This window comes from Natronomonas sp. (assembly GCF_046710025.1).
Taxonomy (GTDB): Archaea; Halobacteriota; Halobacteria; order Halobacteriales; family Haloarculaceae; genus Natronomonas.
The window spans coordinates 1-12,444 of sequence record NZ_JBKEGK010000062.1 but is presented as its reverse complement, the minus strand read 5'-3'; the positions used below and the strand labels follow the sequence as shown (position 1 = coordinate 12,444).

General features: G+C 64.3%; 13 protein-coding genes and 1 pseudogene. 6 read left to right on the top strand and 8 right to left on the bottom strand.

Translation table 11 applies throughout. The features are described from left to right. The first annotated feature begins 1 nt into the window (after window position 1). Entirely contained in the window at window positions 2-172 is a 171-nt protein-coding gene (locus ACI944_RS06255) for a DUF5799 family protein (RefSeq protein WP_411718200.1), read from the top strand. Here ACI944_RS06255 and ACI944_RS06250 read toward each other — a convergent pair whose 3' ends face one another. The 8 genes from ACI944_RS06250 to ACI944_RS06215 form a co-directional block, all read right to left on the bottom strand. Continuing rightward, a complete protein-coding gene (locus ACI944_RS06250; protein ID WP_411718198.1) occupies window positions 173-1,153 on the bottom strand; it encodes an isocitrate/isopropylmalate family dehydrogenase in 981 nt (326 codons plus the stop codon). Between the two features lie 84 nt (window positions 1,154-1,237). Continuing rightward, a complete protein-coding gene (locus ACI944_RS06245) occupies window positions 1,238-1,843 on the bottom strand; it encodes a 3-isopropylmalate dehydratase small subunit (protein WP_411718197.1) in 606 nt (201 codons plus the stop codon). Continuing rightward, window positions 1,843-3,303, bottom strand: a complete 1,461-nt coding sequence (leuC, locus tag ACI944_RS06240; RefSeq protein WP_411718196.1) for a 3-isopropylmalate dehydratase large subunit — start codon at window positions 3,301-3,303, stop codon at window positions 1,843-1,845. Before leuC ends, ACI944_RS06245 begins: the two co-directional genes overlap by 1 nt. Then, entirely contained in the window at window positions 3,296-3,523 is a 228-nt protein-coding gene (locus ACI944_RS06235; RefSeq protein WP_411718195.1) for a hypothetical protein, read from the bottom strand. Before ACI944_RS06235 ends, leuC begins: the two co-directional genes overlap by 8 nt. A gap of 7 nt (window positions 3,524-3,530) precedes the next feature. Continuing rightward, window positions 3,531-4,529, bottom strand: a complete 999-nt coding sequence (gene ilvC, locus ACI944_RS06230) for a ketol-acid reductoisomerase (protein WP_411718194.1) — start codon at window positions 4,527-4,529, stop codon at window positions 3,531-3,533. A 1-nt stretch (window position 4,530) separates the two neighbouring features. Then, complete coding sequence (gene ilvN, locus ACI944_RS06225) at window positions 4,531-5,163, bottom strand: acetolactate synthase small subunit (RefSeq protein ID WP_411718193.1); 633 nt, start codon at window positions 5,161-5,163, stop codon at window positions 4,531-4,533. Beyond that, complete coding sequence (gene ilvB / locus ACI944_RS06220) at window positions 5,160-6,902, bottom strand: biosynthetic-type acetolactate synthase large subunit (RefSeq protein WP_411718192.1); 1,743 nt, start codon at window positions 6,900-6,902, stop codon at window positions 5,160-5,162. Before ilvB ends, ilvN begins: the two co-directional genes overlap by 4 nt. A gap of 334 nt (window positions 6,903-7,236) precedes the next feature. Beyond that, entirely contained in the window at window positions 7,237-8,436 is a 1,200-nt protein-coding gene (locus tag ACI944_RS06215; protein ID WP_411718199.1) for a LeuA family protein, read from the bottom strand. A 237-nt stretch (window positions 8,437-8,673) separates the two neighbouring features. Between ACI944_RS06215 and ACI944_RS06210 the strand changes: the two genes are divergently transcribed. From ACI944_RS06210 to ACI944_RS06190, 5 genes and pseudogenes are all read left to right on the top strand, one after another. Next, window positions 8,674-9,042, top strand: coding sequence for a response regulator (locus ACI944_RS06210; protein WP_411718191.1), 369 nt, complete (start codon window positions 8,674-8,676; stop codon window positions 9,040-9,042). Between the two features lie 428 nt (window positions 9,043-9,470). Further along, window positions 9,471-10,460, top strand: a complete 990-nt coding sequence (locus ACI944_RS06205; RefSeq protein ID WP_411718190.1) for a PLP-dependent cysteine synthase family protein — start codon at window positions 9,471-9,473, stop codon at window positions 10,458-10,460. A 229-nt stretch (window positions 10,461-10,689) separates the two neighbouring features. Continuing rightward, a complete protein-coding gene (locus ACI944_RS06200) occupies window positions 10,690-11,859 on the top strand; it encodes a chemotaxis protein CheC (RefSeq protein ID WP_411718189.1) in 1,170 nt (389 codons plus the stop codon). Window positions 11,860-11,908: 49 nt separating this feature from the next. Next, a complete protein-coding gene (locus ACI944_RS06195) occupies window positions 11,909-12,118 on the top strand; it encodes a hypothetical protein (RefSeq protein WP_411718188.1) in 210 nt (69 codons plus the stop codon). A gap of 196 nt (window positions 12,119-12,314) precedes the next feature. Further along, window positions 12,315-12,444 (top strand): annotated as a pseudogene (locus ACI944_RS06190) (ArsR family transcriptional regulator); the annotation flags it as partial.

Genomic DNA, 12,444 nt, shown 5'->3' with positions numbered 1-12,444 from the left:
CATCCTCGGCGCGCTCGGACTGGGCGGGGACGGCGGCGGTCCCGGTGGTGTCGACGAGGAGAAACTCGAGGCCGCCGAGGCGCTCGTCGCCGAATACGCCGCCGAGCTACAGGTTCACCTCGAATCCGAGGGTCGCTGGGACGAGATCAGGGCCGAAGCGGCGGCTGAGTAGCTACAGCCGGTCGACGATCGCCGCGGTCACGTCGTTCGTCGAAGCATCGCCCCCAAGATCTGGCGTTCTGGGACCGTCCTCGAGAACTGCCTCGACGGCGGCTCTGACCCGGACAGCCGCGTCGCCGTACCCGAGATGTTCGAGCAGCATCGCTGCCGAGAGCACTGTCGCGGCGGGATTTGCGATCCCCTCGCCGGCGATGTCCGGCGCCGACCCGTGGACCGGCTCGAAGAGGGCGTTGTCCTCGCCGACGTTGGCGCTCGGAAGCAGCCCGAGGCCGCCGACGAGCCCGGCCGCGAGATCCGAGAGCACGTCGCCAGCGAGGTTCGGGCAGATCACGACGCCATACTCCTCGGGGCGGAGGAGTAGATGCATCGCCAAGGCGTCCATGAGCGCCTCATCGTACTCGTGGCCGCCCGCTTCGGCGACGCGTCCGACGCTCTCGAGGAACTGCCCGTCGGTCGTTCGCATCACGTTTGCCTTGTGGGCGACGGTCACGTCGTCGTAGCTGTTCGCCTCGGCGTACTCAAAGCCGTATTCGGCGATCTTTCGGGACGCGTCGTCGGTGATCACGCGGGTTAGCGTCGTCACGCCGTCGGCGATCTCGTGTTCGATACCGCTGTAGACGCCCTCAGTGTTCTCGCGGACGAAGACGAGATCCGTTTCCGGCCGGAGCGAGTCGACCCCCGGATACGCCCGTGCGGGCCGGATGTTCGCGAAGGAGCCGACGGCTTCCCGGAGGGGGAGGATGACATCGGCCGCCGTCTCGCCTGCCGCGCCGAAGAGCGTCGCGTCGGCGTCGGCCGCCAACTCGTAGGTCTCCTCGGGGAGCGCCTCGCCACGCGATTCGAGCACTTCATCGCCGGCCTCGCCTTCGACGAACTCGAACTCGACGTCGAGCGCCTCGAGAACGTCGATGGCAGCCGGTATGACTTCCCGCCCAATCCCGTCGCCGGGGATGACCGCGATCGTGTCACTCATGCCACCATCTGCGCGAGCGGGCGAAAAGAGGATACCGATGTCGGCGGGCGGGTCGCCGGCTGTCACCACAAATCGGCTTCGGAATCAGTCGTCGCTTTCGACATACGGGATGCCGTCGACAGTCGCCTCGACCTTGCTCATGTTCGAGTACATAAGCGCTGTCGTGTCCCAGATACCCTCGGTGAGTGCTTCCTGCATCGCGTCATCGATCTCAACATCGATCGTCCGGTCGCCGTACGTGACTGTTTCGGATTCGACGTCGATTTCGATTTCGCCGTCGGGGGTGTCTTCGATCCACGACTGTAGTTCGGTAACTGTCTCGTGGTCGGCCGTCGCGGCCGGGATACCGAGCGACTTGCAGTTGTCGCGGAAAATCTCGGCGTAGGACTCACCGACAATACCATCGACGCCCCACCGCATCATCGCCTGCGGGGCATGCTCCCGGGATGAGCCACAGCCGAAGTTGGAGTTGACGACCGCGATCGACGCCCCATCAAAACGGTTCAGCGGGTGGTCGTTGAACGCACCGCCCTCGTCGCGGCGAACGTCATAAAAGAGGTAGTCCGCCATGTTGTCGAACGTGACCTCCTTCATGAACCGCGCCGGGAGGATCTGGTCGGTGTCGACATCGTCACCGGGGATCGGAACGCCGGTGCCCGAGACGTCGGTGATGTGTTGGTCGTCGCTCATCAGTCGGCCACCTCCTCGACGCCGCCGGCGGTCCCGGAGCGGTCGTCGTCGAGGTACTTGCGCGCGTCGGCGACTTCGCCCTCGACCGCGGCGGCCGCGACCATTGCCGGGCTCATGAGCACTGTTCGGCCGTCTTTCGACCCCTGCCGGCCGACGAAGTTCCGGTTCGATGAGGACGCACAGACCTCGTCGCCCTCAAGCGCGTCGTCGTTCATAGCCAGACACATCGAACAGCCTGCGCGCCGCCACTGGAAGCCAGCGTTGATGAACGTCTGGTCAAGGCCGCGGCGCTCGCACTCCTTGCGGACGGTTTCGGACCCCGGGACAGCCAGGGCTCGCACGCCCTCGTCAATTGTGTTGCCCGCAAGAACCTTCGCGGCCTCCTCGAAGTCCGAAACGCGGCCGTTCGTGCAGGTCCCGAGGAACGCCACGTCGACGTCGTAGCCGAGCATCGACTGTCCGGGCTCCGTGTCCATGTGTTCGAGCGCCTTCTCGGCGGCCTCGCGGTCGGTTCTGGACTCGAAGCTCTCGGGGTCGGGGATGGCCTCGCCGATTTCGATGACCTGCCCGGGGTTGATGCCCCACGTAACTAGGGGGTCGATCCCGTCGGCGTCGATCGTAACGACATCGTCGTACTCCGCGTCCTCGTCCGAGGCGATCGACTCCCAGTAGGCTTTCCGCTCCTCGAAGGCGTCGCCCTCGGGGACGTACTCGCGGCCACGGAGATACTCGTACGTTGTTTCGTCGGGGTTGATGTAGCCGGCGCGCGCGCCGCCTTCGATCGACATGTTGCAGACGGCCAGTCGGCCCTCCATGTCGAGGGCCTCAATCGCCGATCCGCCGTACTCGTAGACGTGGCCGACGCCGCCGTCAACGCCGAGGTCCTGAATGATCTTCAGGATGATATCCTTGGCGTAGACGCCCTCACCGAGCGATCCTTCGACGTTGATCCGCCGCACGTTCTGCTTGTCGGCTGCGATACAGCCGGTCGCCAACACGTCACGGATCTGTGAGGTACCGATCCCGACGCCGATCGAGCCGAAGGCGCCGTGGGTCGCGGTGTGGCTATCGCCGCAGGCAACGGTCATACCGGGCTGGGAAAGCCCCAACTCCGGCGCGACAACGTGGGTGATCCCCTGCTTACCCGACTCGAAGCCAAAGAAGGTGATCCCGTTGCCGGCGGTGTTGCGCTCGAGCGCCGAGAGCATCTCCTCGGCCTCGCCGTCCGGGAGCGGGCGGTCACGCTTGTCGGCCTCGGTCGGCGCGACGTGGTCCGTTGTGGCGTAGGTCCGGTCGGGGAACGCGACGTCAAGATCGCGCTCGCTGAGCATCGCGAACGCCTGTGGGCTCGTCACCTCGTGGACGAGATGTAGCCCAACGAACAACTGATCCTGTCCGTTCGGTAGCTCCGTCACCTTGTGTTTCTCCCAGACCTTGTCGTACAGCGTTCCTTCACTCATTGCTCTCACCGCGGTCGAAGGTGCGCTGTACGCCGTCAGGGTCGTCTTCTGAAGTGTGCGATACGTCCGAGAGCGTCTCGGATTCGTCGTCCGCGTCGGCTTCGCCACCGTCCGCCGCGACGCGTTTCCCCCGGCTATACGTTTGTGTTTCGCCGAACACGCGTCCAGTGTACGGGTTGGTGTGATCCATCTTGCCTAGTGTCTTCGGTTCGTTCGTCATCGTGTATTCATTCCTCCCCCCACGCGAACAGCGCACGCAGGTCTTCGCCGACATCCTCAATGTCGTGGTTCTTTTCGGCCGCACGGATCTGTCTGTAGCTCGGACGGCCCGCCTGGTTTTCCGTGATCCACTCGCGGGCGAAGGTTCCATCCTGGATCTCCTCAAGGATCTCATCCATCCGCTCGCGGGCGTGGTCGTCGATGACTCGGTCACCGCGGGTCAGCCCGCCGTACTCGGCGGTGTCGGACACCGAATCCCACATCTCGCTGTTGCCGCCCTCATACATCAGATCGACGATCAGCTTCAGTTCGTTCAGACACTCGAAGTACGCCATCTCGCGGCTGTACCCGTTGTCGACAAGCGTCTCGTAGGCGGTCTTGACGAGCGATGTGACGCCGCCACAGAGCACCGCCTGCTCGCCGAAGAGGTCCGATTCGGTCTCCTCGCGGAAGCTGGTCTCGATGACGCCGGCCCGCGTGCAGCCGATCGCCTTCGCGTACGCCAGCCCGATTTCGTTGGCGTGGCCGGTCGCATCTCGGTACACGGCAAGCAGCCCCGGCGTTCCCTCATTGTTCTCGTAGTTGCGGCGGACGAGGTGACCGGGCGATTTCGGCGCAACCATGGTGACGTTGACGCCGTCGTCCGGTTCGATCTGCCCGTAGTGGATATTGAATCCGTGTGCGAACTGCAGCGTGTCGCCCTCTGTCATAACGTCGCGGATCTTCTCGTAGACATCCGGCTGGACAGTGTCCGGAACCAACACGCTCACGATATCCGCCTGCTCGGCCGCGTTCCGCGGCGTCGCCACATCGAGGCCGTCCGAGCGGGCCGCCTCGCGTGAGGAGGAACTCTCGCGAAGCCCGACGACCACGTCGACACCCGAATCGTCGAGATTTTGCGCGTGGGCGTGGCCCTGGCTCCCGTAGCCGAGGACGGCTACGGTTTTGTCGTCGAGTACGGTGCTGTCCGCGTCGTCGTCGTAGTAGATGTCTATGTCGTCTGTCATGTCAGGTGTGCTTCTCCTCAACTCTCGCTGTCTCCGCCTCGCCGCGGGCCAGGGCGGCCTGGCCGGTTCGTGCGATCTCGCGGATGCCGAACTGCTTGTAGGCGTCGATCGCGTCGTCGATTTCGCTCTCCGAGCCGGTGATCTGGACCGTTATGGTCCGGGGGCCGGCATCGAGCGTTTGGCCGCCGTACATCTCCGTGATCGCCTGTACCTTGTCCGGTTCGTCGCCATCGACTTTCAGGATGACGAGTTCGACCGCGACCGGGTTGCCGTCAAGTTCCCGGACGTGAATGACCGGGACCAGCTTGTTCAGCTGCTTTTTCGCCTGATCGATCCCCGGGTCGGGTTCCTCGACGACGAGCGTGATCCGGGAGTATCCCTCGTTCTGCGTCGGGCCGACGGTGAGCGATTCGATGTTGAATTGCCGTCTGTGGAACAGCCCTGAGACGCGGGCCAACACACCGGGTTCGTCCTTGACGTACGCCGAAATCGTCGTCCGGCGCGGCTCGTGTTCGGCCTCGATCTCGGGATCGATTCGGATCCCCTGTGAGTTCCGACGGCCGACCGGACGGGTCCGCTCCTCCGGCGGCGGCCCTTCGAGACCGGTTCGGCGGACATCCTGTCGACGGCTCATAGCTGCCCCTCCGTCAGGGCGAAGAGCCCGTTGTCCCCGCCGCTCGGCACCATCGGGTAAACGTTCTCGTCGGGGTCGATGTGGACATCGACGACGCTCGGGCCGTCGTACTCGAGCGCGTCCTCGACGACGTTCTCGACCTCGTCGTAGGTGTCGAGCCGGAAGCCGCGGGCTCCGAATGCCTCAGCCAGCGTGTCGAATTCGGGGATCCACGGGTACTCCGAAGCCATGTGACGTTCGCCGAAGAAGGCGTCCTGCCACTGGCGGACCATCCCGATCGCGTCGTTATTAAGGATGACAATCACGATATCGAGATTTTCTCGAACGGCGACCGACAGTTCCTGACACGTCATGAGGAACGAGCCGTCGCCGTCGAAACAGACGACATCCCGGTCAGGGGCCGCGAACTTCGCGCCGATGGCGGAGGGCAGTCCGTACCCCATTGTTCCGAGACCATGAGAGGTCACCCACGTACGGGGCTCCGTCCACGTCCAGTACTGCCAGGCCCACATCTGATGTTGGCCGACGCCCGTGGTGACGACCGTGTCGTCGTCAGTCATCTCGTCGAAGACCTCGACGACGTACTGCGGTTTGACCGGATCGTCTTCGGGGGCCGCGTAGTCCATCGGGTATTCTTCCGTCCACATCTCGCACTGCTCGAGCCACGCGTCAGTCGACGGCGAGTGGACCATCGCGTCGGCGAGCTGGTCGAGCACCGCCTTGGCGTCGCCGATGAGCGGGTGATCTGCCTCGATGTTCTTCGAGATCTCGGCGGGATCGATGTCGACGTGGATGATATCGGCGTCCGGGGCGAACGTCTCGACGCCGCCCGTGAGGCGGTCGTCGAATCGAGTCCCGATCGCAAGCATACAGTCGGTCACCGTGATCGCCATGTTGGCGTAGCCGGTGCCGTGCATGCCAGCGATCTCGAGGGAGAGTTCGTGGTCCTCGGGGAATGAGCCGGTGCCGGGCATTGTCGTGATGACCGGGATCTCGTGTTCCTTCGCGAACCGGCGGAGTTCGTCGCTCGCCTCGGCTTTGATCACGCCGCCGCCGGCCAGGATGACCGGCTTTTCGGCCGCCGCCAGCACGTCGGCGGCATCCGAGACGGCGTCCGGATTGGCCGTCTCCGGCGGGTTGTACGTCTCCGGAAGCGTCGGCGCGCCGGGATCTTGCGTCGTCGGATCGCTGGTCACGTCCTTCGGCAGGTCGACAAGGGTGGGTCCCTGGCGACCGCTCTCGGCGAGAGCGAATGCCGTCCCGACATCGGTGCCGACTGTTCCGGCGTCGTCGGCGAAGGTGTTCGCCTTGGTGATCGGGGCGGTGACGCCGATTGTGTCCGTCTCTTGGAAGGCGTCGTTGCCGACGAACTCGGTTGGCACCTGTCCGGTCAGCGCAATAAGCGGGTCAGAGTCCATGCTGGCGTCGGCGATCCCGGTCACGAGGTTCGTTGCCCCCGGCCCCGAAGTCGCCATACAGACGCCAGGGTCGCCGCTGACGATCCCGTAGGCGTCGGCGGCGTGTGCGGCCCCCTGCTCGTGGGCCATCGTGACGTGCGTCATGTCGGAGTAATACAACGAGTCGTACACCGGCATGATCGCGCCGCCCTGCACGCCGAAAAGGTGTTCGACACCTGCGTTCTCGAGGGCGCGAACGACCGCATCCGCCCCCGTCTCAATGTCGCCTGTCGTCGATTCCTCGTCCGCCTCGGGAGCCGTTCGTGCCTGTTCTTTGCTCATGATCGCTCCTCTGTCTGTCCCGCGTCCTCGTTTGTCGTTCGATACCGTCGGTTGGTGTCTCGTGTGTGCATTGTTCCGGCTGTGGGGTCGTCTGGATCCGATACGAACCGCAGTCGTGAGAAGTGTGCTGTAGGGGCTAGCGAGCCCCTACAATACCGGATACGAGGCTGACGGTGACCGCGAAAGCAGCCGTTCCGGCCGTCGTACCCGTCATCACGACGTGTGTTGTATCGCGGACATTTATAAACGTTCCGCGTTGCGGTGTCGCCGACCGCTACGCCGCTCGCGTGTGCCGATGGCTCGGGACGGGCGCGAACGGCCGGCGGGATCATTGTTATATCCGTACCTCCTCGCGCCGGACGTCGATCTCCTTGGCGAACTGCTTGAGTCGCTCGAAGGTGATCTCTTCGTTCTCCGCGCCGCGGTCTTTGACCATTCGGGTCACCTCGCGAACCTCGGCCTCGGTCGGCTCGAACCCGGCGTCCTCGAGTCGCTCGCGGACGGAGTGGGTTCCGGTGTGCTTGCCGAGCACCAGCTGTCGGGTTGCACCGACCATCTCCGGCGTCATCACGCCCGGTTCGAAGGTGTCGGAGTTCTCGATGACGCCGGCGGCGTGGATGCCGGACTCGTGGGAGAAGGCGTTGCTCCCTACGACCGGTTTGTTCGCTGGGATCGGCATGTCGCTCTTGGCCTCGACTACCTGCGCCAGTTCGGTGATTCGGCGGGTGTCGATTCCAGTGTCGACGTTGTACAGCGATTCGAGCGCCATGACGACCTCCTCGTAGGCCGCGTTGCCGGCGCGCTCGCCGATCCCGTTGACTGACACCTGTGCCTGCGCGGCACCGGCCTCGTACCCCGATAGGGCGTTGGCCGAGGCCAACCCGAAGTCGTCGTGGGTGTGGACATCCACACGGGCGTTCGTGTGCGAGCAGACGGTCTCGACCATGTCGTAGAACCGCCGCGGCGTCGCAACTCCGCAAGTGTCGGGGAGGTTGATCCAGTCCGTCCCGGCCTCCGAGACGGCCTCCACGACGTCGATCATGAACGATTCCTCGGTGCGCGTGACATCCATCGGCGAGAACATGCAGGTGGCGCCAGCGTCCGTGACGCGCTCGACGGCCGCGACGGACCGGTCGAGCGCCTCCTGACGGGTGGCGTGCATCGAATCCTGCAGCTGTACGTCACTCGTCGATGCGAACACGTGCACCATCTCGACGCCTGAATCGAGGGCGGCGTCGATGTCCTTGTCCACGACGCGGGCAAGCCCGCAAACCGTGGTCGACGTCGCGTCGGCGATGTCTCGTACGGCCTCGAACTCCGCCTCGGAGTTCACCGGGAAGCCGGCCTCGATGACGTGGGTCCCCATGTCGTCGAGGATCGAGGCAATCTCTCGTTTGTCCTCGTACGAGAACGAGGTTCGTGGTGATTGCTCGCCGTCGCGCAGCGTCGTGTCAAAAATCCGGGCCTCACTTATCTCTGAGGTACTATCTAGTGTGCCCTGGAAGAACTCGATCCGCCGGCGAAGCCGACGTATCCTCGTGCTGTGTCATTGCAATTTATTAGACTGTTTCCGTCCTATTTAAATTTGCCTGTACGGTTTTCCCCGGCTCTCGGTCGGCCGGCCTTCTTTTTTCTACGCTTTCCTTGCTCGCCTGAACCTCCATCTATCGGATCGTAGGCTGTCCGGACCTCGGCTACAGCACCACTCTGACCCGAACGAAACCGCGGCCACGACGAAAGGTATAGGTACAGATACACGCTATCTCCTATCATGCGGGCAGCGAACGTCGTGGTTGCCGAGGATGACACCGGCATCCGCGATCTAATCGGGTTGACGCTGGAATCCGCGGGACACACCGTCGAGAGCTTCGAGACCGGAGACGACTGCTGGGAGCGACTCGAAACCGGTGACCCGCCGGATCTCGTCATCCTCGATATCTCCATGCCGGGGCTTGACGGCGAGGGGGTCCTCGATCGCATCCGAAGCGACGAGCGCCTGCGTTCCCTCCCGGTCGTCTTCCTCAGCGGCCACGACCGCGACTCCGATATCGTCTCGGGTATCGAGGGGCGGATCGACGATTACGTGAGTAAGCCCTTCAGCCCCGGCGATCTCCGAGAGCGCGTTGCTCATCTCGTCTGATTCAGGCGTATTTATATCCTAGCCGTTCGCCCCGAGCCGGGTTTTTATACTGAGTACCCGTGACGACGGCGTATGATACGGGATCTTGAGGGCTACGAGCTCTCGTGGGGATGGGCGCGACCGTGCTCGACCGGTCGATCCTCGGTGAGCGGGCGATGGTCGGAGCAAACAGCCTCGCCACCGAGGACACGGAAATCGGAGCCGACACCCTGTACGCCGGCGTCCCGGCCGACTTTTTAAAGAGGTCGACGATTCGCCGTAGGCCAGCGCCGGCGACCGGTACGTCGAGCCGTCGCGGCGACATATCGAGGGGGCCGAACGGATCGAGACGACGGAACGACGGGGCGGCTCCGATCGCCCCGAGTAGCTGACCGGAATCGGCGCGGCGGTTCACCGGGGTTTTGTAGTCCCGCATCGAAGCCCGGACGATGAAACGGGGCATTCTCGACACGATCGGGTCGCCGCTGGTGCAGGTCGAATCGCCGCCCGGATCCGTCGTCGCGGCGAAGCTCGAATCGAAGAACCCCGGCGGATCGGCGAAGGACCGCCCGGCCTTGGCGATGGTCGAAGCCGCCGAGGAGGCCGGTGACCTGCAACCGGACGACCGGATCGTCGAACCGACCTCCGGCAACACCGGAATCGGGCTCTCGGTCGTCGCCGCCGCGAAGGGCTACGACATCACCGTCGTGATGCCGGCGTCGAAATCGCCCGAGCGCCGGCAGGTGATGGCGGCCTACGGGGCCGACCTAGAGCTCGTCGAGGGGACGATCTCGGACGCGAAGGATCGCGCGGACGAACTTGAGGCGGAGGCCGGGATGGTCCAACTGCGTCAGTTCGAGAACCCTGCCAACCCGGAGGCCCACTACCGGACGACCGGGGCCGAGATCCTCGAACAGGTCGGCGAGCGACGGATCGACGCCCTCGTTGCCGGGATCGGCACCGGCGGGACGATCACCGGGACCGCGAGACGGCTTCGTGAGGCGTTCCCCGACATGGCGGTCGTCGGCGTCGAGCCGGAGACGAACGCCGTCCTCTCCGGCGGCGATTCCGGCGACGACGACTTCCAGGGGATGGGTCCCGGATTCGTCTCCTCGAACCTCGATCGGGAACTACTGACCGACGTCGAGACCGTCGATATCGACGCCGCTGAAGCCGAGTGTCGTCGCCTCGCCCGCGAGGAGGGCATCCTCGTCGGGCAGTCCTCCGGCGGATCGTTGGTCGCCGCACAACGCGTTGCCCGCCGGTTGGCCGCGGAGCGGGGCGTCGACCCCGAGCGGTGTCCCGGCCCGAACAATGATATCGGTATCGTCGAGGACGACCCGGTGGATGCCGCGCCGATCGACGAGGACTGTCCCCTCGTCATCACCGTCTTTTGGGACTCCGGGGAGCGCTATATGTCGACAGGGATGTTCGATTGAGCTCTGATACGGAAACCCGATTGACCCGTCTTTCGAGCGCTGTGTCGCACCGTGGGGTTACTATGTGGACGCACCGGGTATACTGCATGCACGCAGGCTCACCGGGGTGTCGTCGTCACCGTCCCGACCTTTGTCCTCGTCCCCGTTCGACCGCCAGATTCGATCCGCTCGGTTCGGATCGTTCGCCCCCGCCGTCCAGACTGACTCGGGCACCCCACCCGCACAACCCATGAGGATCGCCATCAACCAACTTGAAGAGTACAACCACCTCGCCTCAGATGGGGCCAGACAGGCGGCCAAAGCGCTCTCGCAGATGATCGGCATCCGGATGCAACACGACGTGACCGGCGTCAGTCTCGTCTCCGACGGGGCGCTCGACGACATATTCACCGGACGCCGCTACGTCGGCGTGCAGGTCGGACTCTCCGGCGGCCTCTCCGGGGAGACCGTGTTGATCTTTGATCCCGATGCCGCCGGACGGCTCCGAAAGCGGCTCGAATCGCGCGGGGCGACGGGGACCCTCGCCGGCGGGGCGTTCGCCGAACTCGGCAACATCATGATCGGCGGTTTCGTCGACGGCTGGGCGAACTACGTCGGGACGCAGATCGACATGACGCCGCCGACGTACATCGAGGCGTCCGGAACCCGCATCCTCCCACGGATGACCCGCCGGGAGGCGTCCGAGACCGGCGTTTTCCTCTTCGAGAGCCGCCTCGAGGCGGCCGACTACGACCTCTCGGTGCCGATCTATCTGATCCCCGAGTACGAGGAGTTCGTCAGCCTACTTGAGGCACAGCCGAACCACTTGGCGGTGCCGGCGCAGAAACTCGCAGTCTTCAACGGTTTCGCCGACCAAAGCGCTGAGCGGGCGTCGGGACAGATCGCGCAGATGACCGGGCTCGATACCGACGTTTCGGTGAGTCAGCTCCGTTTCCTCTCGTTCTCCGATATGTCCGCAGCGGTCGGTCCCGGTCAGTATCTCAGTGTCGTCTTCGAGTTGACCGGGCTGCCGAGCGGCTTTTTTATTGCGATGTTCAGCGAGGCGTCGGCCCGCCGCGTCGCCGACGCGATGCTTCCCGACGGCGTTGCCCCCGGTGGGGACATGGCCGAGGAGGCAATCAAGGAACTTGGTAACATCGTCACCAGCGGGTTTATCGATGGATGGGCGAATACTCTCGAGAGCAGCATCGAACACACACCCCCGGATCTGATTCGGGACTCGGGCGCGGATGTCATCCGGAGCGTCCAACGCCGCCTCTCCGGGGATCAAGACTACGCGTTTACGATCGACACCGCCATCGAGGTTGACGACCGCGAGGCTGAAGTGCGATTGTACGTCCTTCCGAACACCCGCGAGCTCACCAAGGCTCTCGCCGCCCTACCCTCACAGCACGCTTGACTCTCGTCGAACCGGGGTGGTTTTATTTTCGGGGGCGATATCGGGGCGTATGAGCGACGATTCAGACCTCCCGGAGATCCCGATTGTCTGTCCGGAGTGCGGGACCCGATCGCGGATTCCTTTTTCAGATGTCGAGGACGCGGTCGCCGGACATAACGAACGGCTCCACGACGGCGAATCGGTCGCCTCCGTCGATCCCGACGTGTTCGATCACCTCGCTGACCACGTTGCGGCGGACCTCGGGTTGCTCGAAAACTGACGCGCGGCGAGCGGACCCCCCGTTCGTAGCGCCAGATATCTGTCTTCGAACTGCTCTGCTGACCGATCCGGGTTGCCGGGCGGCCCGCTCAGTCGCCCTCCGGCCATCGTACGGCTACCTCAAAACCTGCATATATATTTACTTCGGTTGTGCGTACAGTCTGTCCGACCGACCGAATGTTAATGAGGTGGGGCGCATGTATTGTAGTATGACGGACAACGAATCGGCAGTCGCGTCGCTGCCGCCGAGCGCCAAATTGGTATATAAGACCCTCCAGTACGAGGGAGCAATGACACAGGCCCAACTCGCCGACGCGTCGCTGCTCC